This is a genomic window from Rhodococcus sp. APC 3903 (genome assembly GCF_030407755.1).
Lineage (GTDB): Bacteria > Actinomycetota > Actinomycetes > Mycobacteriales > Mycobacteriaceae > Rhodococcus_F > Rhodococcus_F erythropolis.
In genome coordinates this window covers 83,865-104,301 of the sequence record NZ_JASDCV010000004.1, presented here as the reverse complement: position 1 = coordinate 104,301, position 20,437 = coordinate 83,865, and the positions used below count along the sequence as shown (strand labels likewise).

Sequence of the window (20,437 nt, the reverse complement as noted above, 5' to 3'; positions counted from 1 at the left end):
GTCAACGTATTCGTTCCTCGGAGGGGAGTCTGTGTGTCACGGCAACCGCGACAGTCGCTGAACAGGACTCGCGTGATCGAGGGTGCGATCCGCGTTGCCGACGCGGGTGGTGTCGAGGCCGTCACGATGCGACGGGTGGCCCAGGAGTTGGGCATCGAGGCGATGTCGCTCTACCACCACGTGCCCAACAAAGATGCGATTCTCGACGGCCTCGTCGATGCGGTCTTCGAGGCGATCGACCTACCCGACGGCGAGTGTGCGGATTGGCGAGATGCAATCCGTGGACGCGCCTTTTCCGCTCGCACAGTCCTGTCGCAGCACCGTTGGGCTCTCGGTTTGCTGGATTCGCGACGCAACCCTGGCTCGGCGACCCTGCGTCATCTCGACGCTGTGCTCGGAGTCCTCCGGAAGGCCGGGTTCACGCTGCCGATGGCCGCCCACGGAGCCTCGCTGATCGACAGTTACATCGGCGGATATGTTCTCCAGGAGGCGAATCTGCCGATCAGCGGGCCCGTCGACGTCGAAGAAGTTGCGAGTGACATCCTCGAGCACCTTCCGGCTGGAGAGTTGCCCTTCCTTCACGAGATGATCGTCGATCACGGTCTGAGTCCGGCTTACGACCACACGAGTGAGTTCGCCTACGGTCTCGATCTCATCCTCGATGCGCTGGAGGCGCGTCGAGGATCGGCGACACCGGTCCTCGAATAGCGACGATTCGTGTCCAGTTGCTCACCCTTACTGAGGTGACCCAAGGTGTGTGCACGCGGGTGAGCTGCAGTGTCCCTATTGACAGGTGGCTGTATATACAGGACTATACATTCATCAAAAGTGACCCAAGGCACATTGCGTAGATGATGTGATGCACGCCCGCGGTGGCCGAGTCCTTCGATCGATGGAGTTCTGATGACTGAACGTCTTCCTGAGGAAGACCAGACGGGAGACAACAGTGTCCTGCTCGACGGGAGGAGGCTCTCGGTTCATCGGGTGAATGAAATTGCTCGAGAGCCGGCCTTCATCAGACCTGCCGACGCCGCGCTCGAGCTCACTCGGCGGTCATGGGAGACCGCGGTTCGGGTTTCGTCTCGTCAGGCGGTGTACGGGCGCACTACCGGGGTAGGCGGGAATCGCGAAACATCCGTCTCCGACGGTGTGCAGCAGGATCTGAGGCTTCTGAGAAGTCACGCGACGGGATCGGGCCCCAGGCTCCCCGACCGGGTGGTGCGCGCCGCGATCGTCATCCGCACCAATCAGATCCTCAACGGCGGCTCAGGTATGCATCCCGACATCATCGGCGGTCTGGTTGCTGCTGTTGCTTCGCAGAACCTGCCGACAGTGCACGCACGCGGTGCGATCGGAACGGGTGACCTGAGTGCGTTCTCCGAAATCGCCATGGGGCTGATCGGTGAGAGCCCGCTTCGCGACGGACGCACCGGAGTCAGTTGGACTCCACACCACGGTGATGCGCTTCCGTTCATCTCCACCAACGCGATGACGGTGGCGATCGCCGGCGATACCAGTATCGAAGTCGCGGGTTGGCTTCAGCACTGCTTGGTTGTCAGTGTTCTTTCCGTGCTTGCGTCGCGTAGTTCGATCGAACCGTTTGCTGCACAAGTACAGTCGGCAAGAATGCACTTCGGTCAAGCGGAAGTCGCAGAGCGGGTTCGCGATCTGCTGGCACCACACGACATCACACCAGTGAGAGTTCAGGACTCGTTCGGGTTTCGCGCCCTACCGCAAATCTTGGGTGCCACCTGGCAAGCGGTGCATCGACTGCAGAACACGCTGAGTATCGAGATGAATTCGTCTTCGGAGAATCCGCTGGTGTCGGTCGAAGACGACATGGTGTTCCACAACGGAAATTTCCACGCAATGCCAATAGCCCTTGCAGTTGACGAGGCGAAGTTGGCGGTCGCCAGTGCTGCCCTGCTCTCGCAATGTCGGCTCGCCAACCTCTCCGACCCTGCTGTGACCGGCCTTCGTGCGTTCCTCGCAGACGGTCCAGACGGCAGCAGTGGAACCATGCTTCTCGAATACACGACTTCTGCTGCCATCGCCGAGATCCGCTCGTCGGCGGCACCGGGGTCGTTGGGCCACACGGTAATTTCGCGCGGCACCGAGGATCACGCAAGTTTCGCATCCCAAGCTGCAACTCAATTGGCGGACATTCTTACCCAATCTCGATTGGTGCTCGCGTGCGAACTGATCTCGGCGGTTCGCGCACTCTCGCAACAACAGCGTGAGCTGGATCCGGCGACCGAGCTCGGTGCGTACATCGCGCGTGCGCGTTTGGTGCTGGACGCGAGGACCGAAGACCGGCCACTCAGTGCAGATCTGAGTGCCGCCGTGAACTTTCTTTCTCAACCGCTCGACCAGTAAGCAGGTGGACCGAATCACAAGTAGGTGTGTGCTCGAACGGAACTCGACCATTTCTCCTGGGTGCGTCCGGACTCAGGTCGACACGAAAGTAGTTCGTAGATGATCAAATTCGACAAGGTCACCAAGGCGTATCCAGACGGAACCATTGCCGTCGATGCTCTCGATCTGGAGTGCCAGACGGGAAAGATCACCGCGTTGGTGGGTCCTTCCGGCTGCGGCAAGACGACGTCACTCCGCATGATCAACAGGCTGATCGAACCGACGTCAGGCACGATTTCGCTCGACGGCGAGTCCACGGCGGGAATGGATCCGGCTCTTCTGCGTCGACGCATCGGGTACGTGATCCAGCACGCGGGTCTCTTTCCCCATCGCACCATCGTCGACAACATCGCGACCATGCCTCGATTGCTCGGTGCGAGTAAAAAGGAATCTCGCACTCGCGCTATGGAATTGCTCGAAACTGTTGGTCTGACAACCAACTTCGCCGACCGCTATCCGTGGCAGCTCTCCGGCGGACAGCAGCAACGAGTCGGTGTCGCGCGCGCACTGGCCGCGGATCCGTCATTCATGCTGATGGACGAACCGTTCAGCGCCGTTGATCCGGTTGTTCGCGGCCAGCTGCAAGACGAGTTTCTCCGTCTGCAGAAGGAAATCGGAAAAACGATCATCATCGTCACTCACGACATCGACGAAGCGCTGAAACTCGGGGATCAAGTGGTGGTTCTGCGTACCGGCGGCATTCTTGCGCAGGCGGCGACGCCCCTCGAATTGCTGACTCAACCTGCCGACGAATTTGTTGCCGACTTCGTCGGGCGTGACCGTGGGTACCGATCGTTGGGGTTCGCGACATTGGACGGCGAGCTGCCGACAGTTTCAGAACCCGTCGCGCATCTGGGCGATTCCGCTGCGGCGGCTCGCGCACTCACGGGCGATACGTGGCTCTTGGTAGTGGATCCCGCGAACAAGCCGCTCGGGTGGGTGAGGCCGGACGCACTCACGGATTGTATTCGCCCGGATGACTTGAATCTCAGTGGAACACTTGCTGGTTCCACCGGGACGATGCGCGCTCTGCTGGATGCGGCGCTGTCAGCGCCGAGCAAGCGTGGCGTTGTCGTGGACGATACCGGACGCCTGGTGGGAACCGTCACCGCGCACGCTGCAGTGGAAGCCATCGAGGCCGCCGACCTGGCTGACGCGGGGAGGGCACTCCGATGAACTTCGAATGGCTCGGACGTCAGTCCGACCGGATCATGGACCTGGTGGGATGGCACGTTCTACTGTCGTTGATTCCCTTGGTGATCGGCTTGGTGGTCGCGTTGCCGATCGGCTGGGTCGCCTATCGCAGTCGTCGGTTGCATCCCTACGTGGTGGGCACGGCCGGATTGCTCTACACGATCCCTTCGCTCGCGCTGTTCGTGCTCCTACCTCCGATTCTGGGAACCAAGATTCTGGATCCGATGAACATCATCGTGGCGCTCACCGTGTACACCGTTGCTCTGCTCGTGCGGGTAGTGGCCGACGCGCTCGATTCTGTTCCGCCGGAGACGGTTCTGGCAGCGACGGCAATGGGTTACCGGCCGTATCAGACGCTGTTGAAAGTGCAGTTGCCAGTGGGAGTTCCGGTGATCTGTGCGGGTTTGCGCGTCGCAGTCGTCTCGAACGTCAGTCTTGTCTCGCTCGGCGCACTCCTGGGTATTCCGCAGATAGGTTCGTTGTTCACCCAGGGATTTCAGTTGCGTTTCTACACGCCCATCATCGCGGGTATCGCTCTGTGTCTGGTGCTGGCGTTGATCCTTGATCTCCTCATCATGTTGGCGAATCGGCTGTTGACGCCGTGGACCCCGAAAGTGACTACATCATGATCAGCTTCCTTCTCGACGGATCCCACTGGACCGGGCCGGACGGCATCCCCACCCTTCTCGTTCAGCATTTGATGTACACATTCGCCGCGCTGGCGGTGGCTGCGGTTATCGCGATCCCGCTCGGTCTCTACATCGGACACACCGGCCGAGGATCCGTTGTTGTTGCTGGACTGGCGAACTCGCTACGAGCGCTGCCGACGATCGGTCTGCTGATCCTGCTGGTTCTCATCATCGCGCCGTCATTCCCGAACAAACTCGCGTATCTGATCCCCAGCCTCATCGTCCTGGTGCTTCTCGCGATCCCTCCCATTCTCACCAACACGTACGCCGGAGTTCGAGCGGTCGATCAGTCTGCAGTCGACGCCGCGCGGGGGATGGGATTTCGGTCGATGCGGATCTTGACCGAGGTCGAGATTCCATGTGCCCTACCACTCATGTTGTCCGGCATCAGAAGTGCCGTGCTTCAGATCGTCTCCACTGCGACTGTCGCCGCCTACATTTCGTTGGGCGGACTCGGCCGGTTGTTGATCGACGGAAAAGCTCAGAGCGATTACGGCCAGATGGCGGCCGGAGCCGTACTGGTATCGCTGATTGCCCTGGTTTTCGATCTCGGAATCGGCGCACTGACTGCGCGGGTCGTTTCGCCTGGCCTGACCAGACGCGATCGGAAGAAGAAGACCGAGAAGACCGCCGCCCCCTCACAGCGCACTGCTGTGCCTGAGCCCGCACCGATCTGAGGACGTTCGAAATGAAGAAGGTATTGATCGCCGCGTTGGTCGGCGTGACAGCGGTTGCGTTGTCCAGCTGCGGAATCGGCAAGGACCCCTTGGCTACGGACGGCGGCGGTAGTGCTGAGGGCGCCATCGTGATCGGTTCCGCCGATTTTCCCGAGAGCCAACTGATTGCGACCATTTACGCCGAAGCGCTTCGCGCCAACGGTATCGACGTGACCGAGAAGTTGAACATCGGTAGCCGAGAACTCTATGTACCGGCATTGCGCGACGGTTCCATCGATCTGATCCCCGAGTATTCCGGCGCCTTGTTGCAATATCTGGACAGCAAGACAACGGCGACGGCTTCAGACGAAGTATCCGCCGAAATCGATGTGAAATTGCCCAAGGGTCTGGTCGCTCTCGAGCCGTCGCCCGCAGAGGACAAGGATGTACTTGCCGTCAAACAGGAGACTGCGGACAAGTATTCGCTGGAGACCGTCGAGGATCTGGTGCAGCATGCCGACGAGTTGACTCTCGGCGGACCGCCGGAATGGAAGACGCGCGAAAACGGTGTTGCCGGCTTGAAGACCAAATACGGCCTGACTTTCCGGGAGTTCCTGGCACTCGATGCAGGTGGACCCCTCACGCTCAATGCGCTTCTGAGCGGGCAGATACAGGTAGCCGATGTCTTCAGCACCGATCCCGCGATGCGCTCGGAGAACTTGGTTGCGCTCGAGGACACGAAGCACCTCTTCCTCGCGGAGAACATCACGCCGATCATCAACGAGTTGAAGGCTCGTGATGACGTCCGATCCGTGCTCGCGGGGGTTTCGGCGGCACTGACGACTGAAGACCTCATCGAGATGAACCAGCGCGTTGCCGATCTCGACGACATGAGTGACATCGCTCAGGACTGGTTGCAGAAGAACTCCTTGGTGCCATGATCGAAGGCCGGGTGGCGTTCTTGTCGTCGGTCGAACAGACGATATCGACACGCCGCCGCCCGGGGTAACGTCGCGAAGTCAGGCATGCCTCGACCTCGCGGGGAGCCGTTCCCACCAAGGATGCCGACATGCCGAGAAGCCGACCGCGCACACCAGTTGACCGAGTTCGGAACGGCGCAGCCACTACAACCACGGTTGTAGTGGCCGGCGTGTGTCTGGAATCAGGCTGGAACGCCCATGCAGTTTCCGAGTTGCGCTGTAGTTCCGTTCACGACACCTGGTGGCCCTGGGCGGGCACTTCTCACCAGCGCGGGCGTCACCGTCATCGAATCACCGCCGGGAACGCTGACCGACCTCGGCGTCGGTGACGGCTCCACCGTGGCTCAGATCGAATCGACCTACGGCAACGATCATTCGACAATGACGATTCAGACCGAGTCAGGCGAATCGATCTTCGTCACCACCGGTGATCCGGGGCAAGTCGGCAATGGCAACCTCGGAGGGTTGATCGGCTTTTCGACTTCACAATTGCCGATTGCATCCACATCCGAGGGGTGCGGAACGATCACGTACCCCGAGACAGGCGTTGTCGCCTCCATCGACAATCTGCAAGGCGGCATCACTTGTGAGGTGGCGATGGACACCGCCGAAAGGTACCTGAACGACACGTCGCTCAGCCATGCCGGAAATACCTGGTCGGCGGAGTTCGACGGCTGGCTGTGCAGCGTCTTGACTGCAACCGCCAGCGAGCTCGAAGGTCATAGTTTGGAATGTGCTGACAGATCTCGCGGTATCAGCTTTCAGGCCGTTCCGTAGATCCTCTCAGTGCTGCCGAATGTGCTCGAGGCTAGCGCCGAACCGGCACGTGCTTGGTGACTATCCGGTGGATCAGGCGAGCAGCGGTCCGGGCAGTGCGATTGTCGATGTCGAGGCTCGGGTTAAGTTCGGCGACATCGAGAACCGCGAGCTTTCCGCTGGATGTGACTCGATCACATACGTATTGGATTGTTTCCAGGCTGACGCCGTAGGCCGCGGGTGCGCTGACGCCCGGCGCCACGGCGGCGGGAAGCACGTCGAGGTCGATGGTCAGGTAGACCAGATCGACGTCGTCGAGGAAGTCTGCGAGGAACTGATCCACGACGCCTCGACCGATCACTCCGCATTCTTCGTCGAGCAGATAGCGAACGCCAAGGCGGTGAGCCGTGTCGAACAGAGCAGTGGTGTTGCTCGGTTGGCTGATTCCGATCACGCTGTACTGATGTGAGGTGCCTGCCGCGGCTTCGTCCTCGGCGATCTGACGAAAGGGCGTGCCGGAACTGGGGATCGGGTCGCCACGTAGATCGAAGTGCGCATCCAAGTTGAGGATTCCGAGTTTGGCTCCGGCGGTTCGCAAGTCGGAGCCCGCGACGCCGAGGTATGTACCGTAGGCGATTTCGTGTCCTCCCCCGAGAACCACGGGGAAGTGTCCCGAATCGAGCGCAACGCTGACGGCGTTCCCGAGTGCGGCCTGACCGGCCTCGAGTTCTTCACCCGACACGGCAACGGTTCCCGCGTCCTGAATCTGCAGTGGTTCGGCCAGCGCCATGGAGGCCAACCCCGCTCGCAACGCGTCTGGGCCGTTCGCGGCACCGCGACGGCCCTTGTTGCGGCGGACTCCTTCGTCACTGGAGAATCCGATCAGAACACAGTCGCCGGGAGCTGATTCGGCTGAATACGGTTGCACGGCATGATGCCACCGCAGATGCTCGGCAGTGGTGCCGTCGGAGCGCCCGGTCCACGGCTTGGGTTCGATGTCGACTGCGATCTGATGTGCCACGACGGCCTCCCGGTGAGTGTATTTCAGTAGCTTGTGGCGAGTGCGCCGTTTTTCCAGACCTCGCGCACCAGAGGGACGCCCGGGCGGTAGGCGAGGTGGAGGTACGACGGTGCATCGAGCGCGATGGCGTCGGCACGTGTTCCGAGAGAAAGGGTTCCGACGTCGGTGCGCTGCAGCGCCCGAGCGCCACCTGCAGTGGCTGCCCAGACTGCCTCAGCGGGCGTCATGTGCATGTCTCGCACCGCAATTGCGATGCAGAACGGAAGGCTCGTGGTGTAACAGGTACCGGGATTGCAGTCGGCGCCCAGAGCTACGGTGACTCCGGCGTCCAGCAGTGCGCGTGCGTCGGGGTACTTGTTGCGGGTGGAGAAGTCGGCGCCGGGCAACAGTGTTGCGACGGTGGAACTCTGAGCCAGGGCGTCGATGTCCTCGGCGGTGACGTACGTGACGTGGTCGACGGACGCTGCTCCCATCTCGACGGCGAGCTGAACTCCTGGCCCTTCGCCGAGCTGATTGCCGTGGACGCGGGGGATCAGTCCGGCGGCGACGCCTGCGCTCAGGACTGCATGAGCCTGTTCGCGGTTGAACGCTCCTCGCTCGCAGAAGACATCGATCCACTTTGCGTGTGGCGCACAGGCAGGGATCATCTCGTCGCACGCCATGGCGACGTAATCATCGGCGCGGCCGGCATATTCGGGTGGTGGAACATGGGCGGCCAGCAGTGTGACCTCGTCGGTGAACTGTCCGGCGATCAGTGCGCTGCGTAGTTCGCTCTCGGTGTTCTGCCCGTACCCGGTCTTGCATTCGACGGTTGTGCTGCCCGAGCGCAGGGATTCGTCGAGTAGGCGCCGAACATTGGCCTGCAATTGTTCGTCGGTGGCCGAGCGCGTCGCTTCGATGGTGTTGCGAATGCCGCCGGCGGCGTACTTCTCGCCCGCCATGCGAGCCGCGAATTCCTCAGCCCGCTCGCCACCGAACACCAGGTGTGAGTGACTCTCCACGAAGCCGGGGAGCAGGGCCCGACCGCCGATATCCTGACCGATATCGGCAGCCGGGGCGTCGGCGGAATCGCCGACCCAAGCAACAACGCCGTCGTCGTCGAAAACGATTGCCGCGTCGTGTCGTACGCCGAGCTTGCCCTCACCCAGAGTCGGGTCATTGGTGACGAGGGTTCCGATGTTGGTCAGAACTGTGGTTCGAGAACCATTCGTGGTCAATGTCATTCCTAACTCAGGGTGAGGTGGTGGAGCTGTTTCAGTTCTCGGTCATCGGGATACGGACGCCGCGCGTGGCCGCCGTGTCGATGGCGTGGTCGTATCCTGCATCCGCATGCCGGATGACGCCCATCCCGGGATCGTTGGTGAGAACCGCTTCGAGTTTCTTGGCCGCGAGTTCGGTGCCGTCGGCGATGCACACCTGTCCCGCGTGGATGGAGCGTCCCATACCGACGCCGCCGCCTTGGTGAAGTGAAACCCACGAAGCGCCGGACGCGGTGTTGACCAGGGCGTTGAGCAGCGGCCAGTCGGCGATCGCGTCGGACCCGTCGATCATCGATTCGGTTTCGCGGTACGGCGAGGCGACCGATCCCGAGTCGAGGTGATCGCGGCCGATGGCGATCGGCGCGGACAGTTCGCCCGAGGCGACCATCTCGTTGAACTTGAGGCCCGCGAGGTGGCGCTCACCGTATCCGAGCCAGCAGATGCGGGCCGGAAGGCCCTCGAAGGCAACCTTTTCGCCTGCCATGGTGATCCAGCGACGCAGGTGCTCGTTCTCGGGAAAGAGTTCGAGGATGGCCTTGTCGGTGGCCTCGATGTCCTTGGGATCACCGGAGAGAGCTGCCCAGCGGAAGGGGCCGAGACCTTCTTCGAAGAGCGGGCGGATGTAGGCGGGAACGAATCCGGGGAAGTCGAAAGCGCGGTCGTAGCCGGCCTTGCGGGCCTCGTCACGGATGGAGTTGCCGTAGTCGAACACCTCGGCGCCGGCGTCCATGAATCCGACCATGGCCTTGACGTGCGCGGCCATCGCGTTGCGGGAATCTTCGGTGAACTTCTGCGGATCCTTCTCCGACATGATCTTCATGTCGGGGAAGTCGATCCCGATCGGCAGGTAGGCGAGGGGATCGTGCGCCGAGGTCTGGTCGGTGACGATGTCGATGGGGGCCTTCATCTCCAGCAGAGCCGGGAAGATCTCTGCCGCATTGCCTTCGAGGCCGATGGAGAGCGGCTTCTTGGCGTCACGTGCCGCTGTCGCCAGTTCGAGCGCGTGCTCGATGCTGTCGGCCTTGGTGTCGAGGTACTTGTGGGCGATGCGACGGTCGATGCGGGTGATGTCGCAGTCGACGCAGATCGCGACGCCGTCGTTCATGGTGACGGCGAGAGGCTGGGCGCCGCCCATTCCGCCGAGACCTGCAGTGAGCGTGATCGTTCCGGCGAGCGATCCGTTGTAGCGCTTCTTCGCAATGGCGCCGAAGGTCTCGTAGGTGCCCTGCAGGATTCCCTGGGTGCCGATGTAAATCCAGGAGCCTGCGGTCATCTGGCCGTACATGGTCAGGCCGAGGTCTTCGAGACGGCGGAACTCTTCCCAGTTCGCCCAGTCACCGACGAGGTTGGAGTTGGCGATCAGCACTCGCGGTGCCCACTCGTTGGTGCGGAAGACACCGACCGGCTTGCCGGACTGCACCAGCATGGTCTCGTCGTTCTTCAGCGTCTTCAGTGTGGCGACCATGGCGTCGAATGCCGCCCAACTACGTGCTGCGCGACCGGTTCCGCCGTAGACGACGAGGCTGTCCGGGTGCTCGGCAACATCGGGGTCGAGGTTGTTCATGAGCATGCGCAGGGCGCCCTCCTGCTGCCAACCGAGCGTCGTGAGTTCGGGGCCGCGGGGAGCACGGACGGGGCGCGGCTCGTGGCCGGGGGTGCTGATTTCCATGGTGTTCTCCTTGCTTAACTGAAGTTCGAAAGATGTTGGGGGATCAGACGCGAGAGTCGGTCATCGCGGTGTGATCGGGGTAGATCATCGACGAAGGTGGATTGCTGGTGCGTTTGGCGAGCGGGTAATAGATCAGCCCGGTGAACACGATGCCGACGATCCAGGAGATGTCGGCGCCGCCGAGCATGTCCGTGACGGGGCCGGTGTACATCTTCTGGGCGAGGAACGGGATCTGGGCGAGAACGCCGGCGGCGTAGCAAGCCAATGCGGTGAAGTTCCATGCTCCGTATCGACCGTTGACGTCGTAGAGCGCCGGAATGTCGATGCGCTCCTTGGAGATCAGGTAGTAGTCGATCAGATTGATCGCACTCCACGGCGTGAACACCATCAGCAACACCAGGACGAAGTTCTTGAAGTTGTCCAGGAAGTCGGCGCTGGCGGCGATGGCGATCAACACCGAGACAGCGGTGAAACCGAGAATGTAGAGGGTACGGGCGGTGCTCGAGATTCGTGACTGGCCGTTGAAGGCTGTGACGGTGGTCAGGATCGACATGAATCCGCCGTACGCGTTGAGCACGTTCACCGTCAGCTTGCCGACCAGGATGACGAAGTAGATCAGGAAGGCGATGGCAGCGGGTCCGGCCAGATCTCCCATGAAGCCGACCTGGTTACCCAGGAACGCGTCGCCGGCGCAGGCCGCGACGAGGGCGCCGAAGGTCATGGACCACTGTGACCCGATGACGCTACCGAGGAACGTCGACCAGAAAGTGGTGCTCTCGGAGGTGCTGCGCGGCAGGTATCGCGAGTAGTCGGCGACGTACGGGCCGAACGTGAGCTGCCAGCCGGCACCCAGCGAGATCGCGAGCAGGAAGGTGACGATGTCGAAGCCCTTGATACCGACGTACGAGGCGACGTCGTACTCGAGGAACAGTCGAACGGCCAGGTAGGAGAATCCGACGATGCCCACGACGGTGGCGATCCTGCCGACGATGTGGATCAGCTTGTAGCCGGTGACCGCGACGAATGCGGTGAGGAGACCGAAGACGACGATGCCGACGGTGGGGCTGTCGATGTGCAGGATCTTGTTGACGGCTTGGCCGGCCAACACGGTGCCGGTGGCAGCGAAGCCGAGGTACATCAGGATGACGAGAACAAGCGGTACGACGGCTCCCTTGACGCCGAACTGGGCGCGACTCGAGATCATCTGGGGGAGGCCCATGCGCGGGCCCTGTGCGGAGTGAAGCGCCATGACAGCGCCACCGAAGATGTTGCCGATCAGAAGTCCGACGATTGCCCAGATGGCGTCCGCGCCGAATACGACGGCGAGAGCACCGTCGACGATTGCCGTGATCTGCATGTTGGCGCCGAACCAGAGAGTGAACTGGCTGCGCGGGGTGCCGTGTCGTTCTGCATCCGGGACGACGTCGATAGTGCGTCGTTCCGGAGTGAGGATGACCTCGGCCGGTCCATCGTGAGTCATAGGCCTGTCTTTCTGCTGCGAGCCCGTCGAGCGACGGAATCGACGTCGGGGTATTGCCCACCTTCTTCGTGCTTGGTGCTTTGCGCCTGGCGCTCTGTGCGCTGGGTCACTGTCACTGCGGATAAATGTATATGCCTGTATATACAGGCGTCAATACCTGAAACCCGATTTCGCGTAAATGCTGTGTAACACCGCTCGAGAATCAGAAACCCTTACCAGGGTTGAGGATTCCGAGTGGATCGAACGCGGCCTTGATCGATCGGTGCAGTTGCATGCTGTCCTCACCGAGCTCGAGAGAGAGCCAGCGACGCTTCAGAACGCCGACGCCGTGCTCTCCGGTCAGAGTTCCGCCGAGTTCGAGAGCGCGCCGGAAGACCTCGTCCGCGGCGGTCCACACGGCTTCGGGGACCGAGCCGTCGGCAGTGCGGTCGAAGACGAAGGTCGGATGGACGTTGCCGTCACCCGCGTGCGCGACGGTCATGATCTTGACCGAGTGCTCGGCGGCAGCCCGGTCGATACTTTCGAGCATGTCGGGCAGTTTCGACCGCGGGACCCCGACGTCTTCCACCAGACATTGCCCGAGTCGTTCGGATGCAGGATAGGCGAGTCGGCGAATCTCGAGTAGCTGTGCGGCTTCTGCTGCGTCCTGTGAGACGGCGACAAAATCGGCGCCGGCCTGCTCGAAGTGCTTCTGCATCGCCGCGGCTGCTGCGTCGGCGTCGACCCCATCGGCCTGTGCGATCAGCATCGCGGCGGTGTTGTCTTCCAACCCGATTCGTTTCCAGTCGTCGACTGCGCGAAGGGTTGCTCGATCGATCAGCTCCAGCAGGCTCGGCCCGATCCCGCCGCGAACGACCGCGGCAACCGCGTCCGCTGCGGAGCGGAGAGAATCGAAACTGCCGACGACGGTGACCGGTGCTCTCTTGGGCTTGGGCTGCAACTTGAGCGTGGCACTCGTGACGACTCCGAGTGTTCCTTCCGAACCGACGAGAAGACTGGTCAAGTCGTATCCCGCAACACCTTTGACGGTCCTTCGGCCTGTCCGCACGATCCGACCGTCGGCGAGCACAACCTCGAGACCCAAGACTGAATCGCGGGTGACGCCGTACTTCACGCAACGAAGTCCACCGGCGTTGGTGGCGATGTTTCCGCCGATCGTGGAGATCTCGAAGCTGCTCGGATCGGGGGCGTACATCAGCCCGTACTCGTCTGCTGCTCGACTGATGTCAGCGTTGATCACCCCGGCTTCCACGACAGCGAGCTGATCGTCCGGATTGACCTCGAGAATCGAGCGCATGCGAGTGGTCGAGATGACCAGGCAGCCCTCGACGGCTGTCCCGCCACCCGCCAAACCGGTTCCCGCACCGCGGGTTACCACCGGGACACGGTGAGCAGTAGCCCATTTCAGAGCCTCGGAAATGTCGGCCGCAGTTTCAGCGAGCATGACGGCTGCCGGATGGCCGGGTTCGGCGAGATGGGCCTCGTCGCGACGGTACGAGTCCATTACCGCCGGGTCGGTGATCAGGCGACTCGAACCGATCGACCGAGCGAGTTCGTGGACGGACATTCTTTTCTCCAGTCGGTCAAAGGTTGTGTGCGAGAGCATCCACAGCGGCGATCACGGCGTCTTCTGCGGCCCGCTCGCCGACGGTGACCCGCACTCCCTCGCCGGGGAACATCCGGACCGAGACACCCTGGGCGACGCAAGCCGCTTCTAGTGCAGAAGCTCTCTCGCCGAGAGGGATCCAGACGAAGTTCGCTCCGCTGGGGACGGACTCGACGCCGCGCACAGCGAGTTGCTCACGTAGGTGAGCGCGACCCGCGGTTACCGTTTCGACTATCGAATCGGTGTGCGCCGGATCGGTCAGCGCTGCGCAGGCCGCGGCCTCGGCAACGGCGCTGAGCCCGAAGGGCGGTGCCGCGCTGGAAAGATCCGCTGCGATCGCCGGATTGGTGATGGCATAGCCGGCACGAAGGCCGGCCAATCCGTAAGCCTTGGAGAAGGTTCGGAATACGACGATGTTGGGAAAGGCTCGAAGCAGGTCGACGCCGTCGACATCGCTGGTCGCGAACTCCCGGTAAGCCTCGTCCAGAAGGATGAGGACGTCACCCGGGATCGAGCGGGCGAACGAGACGAACTCGGCGGTCGAGAACTCGCTTCCGGTCGGATTGTTGGGGTTGCAGACGAGTACCGCGCGGGTCTGCGGAGTCACGGCTGCCGCCATTGCACTCAGATTGTGCCGGTGTTGGGAATCGAGTGTGACGGGTACACCGCTCGCCCCGGCGATTCCGATCAGTATCGGGTACGCCTCGTAGCTGCGCCACGGGTAGACGACTTCGGTGCCCGGGCCCGTGTATGCGGTCAGTACCTGCTGGAGCAGTGCCAACGACCCGGCGCCGACCAATACCTGGTCGTCGCCGACACCCAGGCGGTCGCTCAACCGGGCGATCAGCGTGTCGCCGAACAGCGACGGATACAAGTGCGAGTGTGAGGCCGCGAGATTGACGGCCTCGAGAATTGCCGCCGAGGGTGCAACCGTCGACTCGTTGCTCGACGCCCGCCACCGAACCTGCTCGAGGCCGGCGGCTTTGGAGTACCGAGGGAGTGCTTCGATTTCGGGTCGGGGGCGAGGCCGCAGCGCTCCGGGCGCGCTCATGCCAGGGCGCCGATCGCGTTCTCCGCGGCCGCAACGAGTGCACCCGATGCCGCCAAGTCCACCGCGGCCTCGATCTCGGGGGACAGGAAGCGATCGGTGCCCGGCCCCTGCACCTTCTCGCGCAGGGTCCGAAGGACGGCTCCGGTGGCGGGTGAGGGCTCGAGTGGGGAGCGCAAATCGATTCCTCGTGCTGCAGTGAGTATCTCGATCGCGAGAACTCGGGTGAGACCGTCGATGGACCGGCGGAGCTTACGTGCACCCGACCATCCCATGGAGACGTGATCTTCCTGCATGGCCGAGGAGGGAATCGAGTCGACGCTGGCGGGGCTCGCGAGTCGCTTGAGTTCGGACACGACGGCAGCTTGTGTGTACTGCGCGATCATCAGGCCGCTGTCGACTCCGGGGTCGTCGGCAAGGAAGGGAGTCAGACCGTGGTTGCGCGCAACATCGAGGAAGCGGTCGGTTCGGCGTTCGCTGATACCCGCGACATCCGCGGTCACGATGGCGAGGAAGTCCAAGACGTAAGCCACGGGAGCTCCGTGGAAGTTACCGTTGGATCGAACCCGTCCGTCGAGGGTGACAACGGGATTGTCGACAGCACTGGCCAATTCGCGCCCGGCGACGAGGCGGGCGTGATCGACGGTGTCGCGTGCGCCGCCGGCGACCTGCGGTGCGCACCGCAGTGAGTACGCGTCTTGAACCCTGGTGCAGTCAGGGCCCGCATGGCTGGCGACGATCGGGGAATCGGCAAGCAGACGCACCATGTTCGATGCGGCCGCGCCCTGGCCGGGGTGGGGGCGAAGCGCTTGGAGGTCCGCGGCGAACACCTGATCGGTGCCGAGCAAGCCCTCGACGCTCATGGCGGCAGCGATGTCGGCCAACTTGAGCAGATGATCGAGATCGGTGATCGCAAGGGCCAGTTGGCCGAGCATCCCGTCGGTACCGTTGATCAGTGCGAGGCCTTCTTTCTCGGCCAGAACCACCGGTTCGAGGCCATGGGCAGCCAATGCTGTTGCCGCATTGGTGAGTTCACCGTCTGCGGTGCGGACGGAACCTTCGCCGATGATTGCCATCGCCACATGAGCCAGTGGTGCCAGATCTCCCGAGCATCCGAGGCTGCCGTATTCGTGCACCACCGGGGTGATGCCTGCGGTGAGTAGGTCGGCGTACGCCTGTGCGACCACGGGGCGCACTCCGGTCCGTCCGGTGGCGAGCGTCGACAGGCGCAGAAGCATCAAGGCCCGGATCACTTCGCGTTCGACTTCCGGTCCCGAACCTGCCGCGTGTGAGCGGATCAGGCTGCGCTGCAACTGCGTCCGCAGATGCGCCGGAATGTGCCGGGTGGCAAGTGCACCGAATCCGGTGGAAACCCCGTAGACCGGCGTGGGATCTGCGGCCAGGGCCTCGATGCGTGCACGACTTTCGGCGATCGCGGTCAGTGATTCCGCGGTCAATGCGACGCCGTAACCGTTGCGCGCGACGTCGACGACGTCGGCGATGGTGACAGCCCCGATTCCGACCTCAATGGTTCGGGTGGCTGTATGGGTGGCAGGGGTGGCGTTCATGGGACTCCAATGATGATGCGGTGGTGATCCAGCAAGTCTTGTATACGAGACTCTAGTCTTGAATATGAGACGAAAACAAGGCCCGCAAAGTACGCAGCGGAGAAATTGGCTACATGTCTGCGGTCGGGGTCTCCACCATTCGATCTCCGAGATCGGCGGAGAACTCAGCGCTTACGGCGCGCACTCGGTCGGCGATCAGGGCACTCTCCTCGGCCGATTTGGAGCCGGAGAGGAAGGTGACGCCGAGAGCTGCGACCGGACGACCGTCCCGCGTGATCACGGGGCTGGCGATGCAATTGATCCCGGATGTCGTCGCATTCTCTTCGACCGCATATCCGCTCTCACGTGCTGCGGCGAGCAGTTCTCGCAGTTCGGCGAGCGTCGACGGCCCCGTTCCGGTCCGCGTCGGCCAGGTGTATCCCTCGTAGAGCGCGCTGATCTGTTCCACGTCCAGACGGCTCAGAATCGCGCGCCCGACTGCGGTGAGATGCGCTGGAAGGCGAGTCCCGATTTCGGTCACCAATCGCACGCCCGGCTTCAGCGGTTCACGTTTGTCGAGGTAGATGACGTCAGAGCCCTGTAGTACCGCCAGATGGGACGTCTCATCCGTCGACTGAGTGAGTGCCAGCATGAATCGTTGGCCCTCACGGTGAAGTGGGCCCGAGCGCATGTACGACGCACCGACTTCGAACGCCGAGACACCCAGGGTCCAGGCGCGTTGATCAGCCCAGTACGAGACGAACCGTCGATCTCGCATGACATTGAGTAGATGATGCGTCGTACTCTTCGGCAGGTCGAGGGCGCTCGAGATTTCGGCCGTCGCCAGCGGCACACCCCGGCGGGCCAGGAGATCGAGCACGTCGAGCACGCGCTCAGCAGATTTCACGCGACTCGTCGTCATGTGGGGTGTGTCCTTACGAGTAGGTAGGAAATCCGGAGCGGGGAACCACATTGTCTCGGATACGAGACTGAATCGCCAAGCGCTCGGATACGAGACTGAATCGCCAAGTGCTCAGGGTGCCTGGCTGCCGAGTTCCGCGGACAACCGTGCGCAGTGCTCCACCAAGACGCGACCGTGGCTGGCGCAGACCTCGTCCGTCAGACGGAATGTCGGGCCGACGACGCTGAGCGCTCCGGCTATCTGACCGACTGCGTTGTAGATCGGCGCGGCAACTCCGGTCGAGTGATCCTCGATGGTGTCGTGCGCAATGGCGTACCCGCTCTCACCTACCTTGCCGCTCAACGCTGCGCCGACGGCGGTGCCGTCCAGGGGAACGCTCTGTCCCACCCACCCCATGTGGCGGATCGCGTGCGTGCCCTCGATCTGATCGAGATACAGCGCAGTGTCTTTCGGTCCCATCGTCGACAGGTAGGTCGATTCCCTCGTGGTTTCGGCGATGGCCTTCATCGCGGGCCGGGCTCTCGGCAACAGTTGATTGTCGCCGAGAGCGCGAGCTCCGATCTGCAGTAGCCGCGGGCCGACGCGATAGACGTTGTCCTCGCCGCGAACGACGAACTCGGTTTGTTCGAGGCTTCTGATCAGGCGAAGGGCGGTACTGGTTGCCAGATCGGTTGCCTTGGCGGCGTCGCCGAGCGTCAATCCGCCGTGCTCGACGATCGCACCGAGAAGTTCGAACGTGCGATTCGCGCTGCGGGTCACGTCGCCGGGGGCCATGTCCTACTCCAAGTGCCGAGGGATGTCTGCGCTGAATCTATCGCGAGCCCGGCAGTACCTCACCGTGGTGCTCGTCCAGCAGGGGACTGCGGCGGACATCGGGGCGTTGGCTCTCACCGAACACGACGGGTTGTCGTACGTAGGAGATCTTTCCTGCTACCGGGTGCTCGAACGATTCGACGACTCCGCGATACTCGGCCTGTGCGGAGGTGAGTGCCTGCTGGACGTCCCAGATCTCCGAGCCGGCGAGGCCCGCGTCGCCGAGAATGCCGACCACGTCGGCGACGGTCTTTCCGGCAGCCCAGTTTTCGATCTCCTTGCGCAGTGCCGGCTCGTTCTCGGTCCGGGCGGTGTCGTCGGCAAATCGAGGATCTGCGATCAGGTCGATGCGATTCATCGTCTGCGCCAATTTCTCGAAGCCGGATTGGCTCGCAACCGCGAGGACAAAGAGTCCGTCGTCGGCCCGATAGGTGTCGAATGGTGTCGACACCGGATGACGGTTACCGACGCGTGGGGGAGTGAGCCCGGTGGATTGCAGTTGGCTGTGTGCTGTCGGCAGCATGGCGAGCATGCTGTCGAACATCGCGACGTCCAGATGCTGCCCGAGCCCGGTCGCCCGAGCGCCCAGCAGGGCGGTACTGATTCCCCAGGCAGCGAACAGCCCGGCGACCAGGTCTCCGAACGACTCACCCAGCCGGGTCGGGCCGGATTCTTCCGAGCCGGTGATGCTCATGATTCCCGAAAGAGCCTGGACTACAAGGTCGTAGGCGGCGGCGCCGGACATGGGTCCGTCCTGGCCGAAACCGGAGATCGACGCGTACACGATCCGCGGATTGCGAGCCCGCGCAGCCTCGTAGTCGATTCCCAGGCGCTTGGTGACGCCAGGGCGAAAGTTTTCCACGACGACGTCGGCGGTCTCGATGAGCGTCAGCAGCGCCTCACGGTCCTCGTCGTCCTTGAGGTTGAGTGCCACCGAACGCTTGCCACGATTGAGCACGTTGAAGTAGATGCTTTCACCGTCGCGGAACGGGCCGAGGTGCCTCGAGTCTTCACCGTGTTCGGATTCGATCTTGACGACGTCCGCACCGGCGTCGGAAAGCAGTGCGGTGCAGTAGGGTCCGGCGAGGATGCGCGAGAGGTCGATGACCCGGATGCCGTCGAGTGGTGGAAGTGCAGACATGTCCGTGCCTTTCAGAAATCGGTGGAACGCGGCGACGGAGCGTTGCCGGCAATGGTGAGCAATTGGATCTGTGAGGTGCCCTCGAAGATGCGGAGAATGCGGCAATCGCGGTACAGGCGTTCGATTTCCGATTCGCGCATGAAACCTGCGCCGCCATGGATCTGTACGGTTTGATCGACGATCGAGAAGCAGGCCTCGGTGGCGACGTACTTCGAAATCGATGCGGCGCGGCGGATGTCCTGACCGGCATCCTTGACGTCGGCGGCCCAGTCTGCGGTGACGCGTGATGCGACCAGTTGCGCGTCGCAGCCACCGAGGAGTAGCTGGATTGCCTGGAAGTCGAAGATCGGCGTGCCGAACTGCTTTCGCTCCGTTGCGTACTCGCGTCCCAGTTCCCAAGCGCGCAAAGCGATGCCGTTTGCCATTGCCGCTACGTCGATGCGTGCTCGGTTCAGGGCGGTCAAGGCGATGTTGCCGCCGCGACCTTCGGTGCCGATCACCGAGTCGAGCGGCAGCACGACGTCGTCGAGGTAGACGGTGTATGTCGGAGCCGAACGAATTCCCATCTTGTCCTGCGGCTCCGAGTAACTGATTCCCGGAGTGCCCTTGGGGACGACGAAGGCGGTGATGCCGCGGAATCCTGCGCTCGGGTCCGTCTTGGCGAAGAGCACGACCAGGTCGGCTTCCTTCGCGTTGGAGATGTACGTCTTGGATCCGGAGAGATGCCAGCCGTCGTCCTCGCGTCGAGCGACGGTACGCATCGAGGCGATGTCGGAGCCGGCGTCGGGTTCGGTGAGTGCAAATCCGGCCAGCAGTTCGCCCGACGCGAGCTGGGGCAACCAGCGGTGCTTCTGCTCTTCGGAACCGCCGACGAGAATCGGCTCGAGGCCCAGGTAGTGCGCGGTGTAAATCGATGCCAGTGCGGCGTCGGTGCGTGCAACTTCTTCGATGGCGACCAGTTGGGTTCGTGTCGACAGGCCCAGACCGCCGAATTCCTCCGGCACGGAAATGCCCATGAGGTCCTGCTGTCCGAGGCGCTTGACCAGCTGCGCCGGGAACTCTTTGGATTCGTCGCGTGCGGCTGCTCCGGGTTGGATCTCGGCGTTGGCGAAGGCTCGGACGGTGCTGCGGAACTCAGCGAGATCAACGCTGTCGATGTCGTGCGCGGTCTGGGTGGTCACGGGGGCTCCTTCGAAGCGAGGTAGTTCACGAATTTCATCTAATGGAATCTAATTGCCACT

At 62.6% G+C, this 20,437-nt stretch carries 18 protein-coding genes; 7 read left to right on the top strand and 11 right to left on the bottom strand.

Translation table 11 applies throughout. The features are described 5' to 3' along the window. Positions 1-33 precede the first annotated feature (33 nt). From QMA15_RS07175 to QMA15_RS07145, 7 genes are all read left to right on the top strand, one after another. The gene (locus tag QMA15_RS07175; protein ID WP_290283812.1) at positions 34-708 is read left to right on the top strand and encodes a TetR/AcrR family transcriptional regulator; all 675 of its coding nucleotides are present in this window, start codon (positions 34-36) and stop codon (positions 706-708) included. Positions 709-903: 195 nt separating this feature from the next. Continuing rightward, positions 904-2,376 carry an aromatic amino acid ammonia-lyase gene (locus QMA15_RS07170; protein ID WP_290283811.1) on the top strand — a complete coding sequence of 491 codons (1,473 nt, stop codon included), beginning with the start codon at positions 904-906 and terminating at the stop codon, positions 2,374-2,376. A 99-nt stretch (positions 2,377-2,475) separates the two neighbouring features. Continuing rightward, complete coding sequence (locus tag QMA15_RS07165; RefSeq protein WP_290283810.1) at positions 2,476-3,591, top strand: ATP-binding cassette domain-containing protein; 1,116 nt, start codon at positions 2,476-2,478, stop codon at positions 3,589-3,591. Next, positions 3,588-4,238, top strand: coding sequence for an ABC transporter permease subunit (locus QMA15_RS07160; protein WP_003940005.1), 651 nt, complete (start codon positions 3,588-3,590; stop codon positions 4,236-4,238). Before QMA15_RS07165 ends, QMA15_RS07160 begins: the two co-directional genes overlap by 4 nt. Further along, positions 4,211-4,975, top strand: a complete 765-nt coding sequence (locus QMA15_RS07155; protein ID WP_290283809.1) for an ABC transporter permease — start codon at positions 4,211-4,213, stop codon at positions 4,973-4,975. Before QMA15_RS07160 ends, QMA15_RS07155 begins: the two co-directional genes overlap by 28 nt. An 11-nt stretch (positions 4,976-4,986) precedes the next feature. Continuing rightward, positions 4,987-5,895 carry an ABC transporter substrate-binding protein gene (locus tag QMA15_RS07150; protein WP_113682576.1) on the top strand — a complete coding sequence of 303 codons (909 nt, stop codon included), beginning with the start codon at positions 4,987-4,989 and terminating at the stop codon, positions 5,893-5,895. 237 nt (positions 5,896-6,132) lie between these two features. Continuing rightward, positions 6,133-6,711, top strand: coding sequence for a hypothetical protein (locus QMA15_RS07145; RefSeq protein ID WP_290283808.1), 579 nt, complete (start codon positions 6,133-6,135; stop codon positions 6,709-6,711). A gap of 31 nt (positions 6,712-6,742) precedes the next feature. Here the strand turns inward: QMA15_RS07145 and hutG are convergent, their stop codons facing one another. From hutG to QMA15_RS07090, 11 genes are all read right to left on the bottom strand, one after another. Beyond that, entirely contained in the window at positions 6,743-7,711 is a 969-nt protein-coding gene (hutG, locus tag QMA15_RS07140; RefSeq protein WP_279164238.1) for a formimidoylglutamase, read from the bottom strand. 23 nt (positions 7,712-7,734) lie between these two features. Then, positions 7,735-8,928, bottom strand: a complete 1,194-nt coding sequence (hutI, locus tag QMA15_RS07135) for an imidazolonepropionase (protein ID WP_021331956.1) — start codon at positions 8,926-8,928, stop codon at positions 7,735-7,737. A 37-nt stretch (positions 8,929-8,965) separates the two neighbouring features. After that, positions 8,966-10,639: a urocanate hydratase gene (gene hutU, locus QMA15_RS07130; RefSeq protein ID WP_019745352.1), complete on the bottom strand. Its 1,674-nt coding sequence runs from the start codon at positions 10,637-10,639 to the stop codon at positions 8,966-8,968. Between the two features lie 43 nt (positions 10,640-10,682). Continuing rightward, on the bottom strand, positions 10,683-12,119 hold the full coding sequence (locus tag QMA15_RS07125) for a cytosine permease (RefSeq protein WP_020909179.1): 1,437 nt from the start codon (positions 12,117-12,119) through the stop codon (positions 10,683-10,685). 202 nt (positions 12,120-12,321) lie between these two features. Further along, complete coding sequence (locus QMA15_RS07120) at positions 12,322-13,686, bottom strand: FAD-linked oxidase C-terminal domain-containing protein (protein WP_020909178.1); 1,365 nt, start codon at positions 13,684-13,686, stop codon at positions 12,322-12,324. A gap of 16 nt (positions 13,687-13,702) precedes the next feature. Next, positions 13,703-14,776 carry a histidinol-phosphate transaminase gene (locus tag QMA15_RS07115; RefSeq protein WP_290283807.1) on the bottom strand — a complete coding sequence of 358 codons (1,074 nt, stop codon included), beginning with the start codon at positions 14,774-14,776 and terminating at the stop codon, positions 13,703-13,705. After that, positions 14,773-16,341, bottom strand: coding sequence for a histidine ammonia-lyase (gene hutH / locus QMA15_RS07110; protein WP_290283806.1), 1,569 nt, complete (start codon positions 16,339-16,341; stop codon positions 14,773-14,775). The genes QMA15_RS07115 and hutH overlap by 4 nt, the downstream gene beginning before the upstream one ends. 109 nt (positions 16,342-16,450) lie before the next feature. Then, positions 16,451-17,242: an IclR family transcriptional regulator gene (locus tag QMA15_RS07105; RefSeq protein ID WP_020909175.1), complete on the bottom strand. Its 792-nt coding sequence runs from the start codon at positions 17,240-17,242 to the stop codon at positions 16,451-16,453. Between the two features lie 111 nt (positions 17,243-17,353). Then, complete coding sequence (locus tag QMA15_RS07100) at positions 17,354-18,016, bottom strand: IclR family transcriptional regulator (protein WP_020909174.1); 663 nt, start codon at positions 18,014-18,016, stop codon at positions 17,354-17,356. A 37-nt stretch (positions 18,017-18,053) separates the two neighbouring features. Further along, the gene (locus QMA15_RS07095) at positions 18,054-19,196 is read right to left on the bottom strand and encodes a CoA transferase (RefSeq protein WP_290283805.1); all 1,143 of its coding nucleotides are present in this window, start codon (positions 19,194-19,196) and stop codon (positions 18,054-18,056) included. Between the two features lie 11 nt (positions 19,197-19,207). Then, positions 19,208-20,377, bottom strand: coding sequence for an acyl-CoA dehydrogenase family protein (locus QMA15_RS07090; RefSeq protein WP_019745344.1), 1,170 nt, complete (start codon positions 20,375-20,377; stop codon positions 19,208-19,210). Positions 20,378-20,437 lie beyond the last annotated feature (60 nt).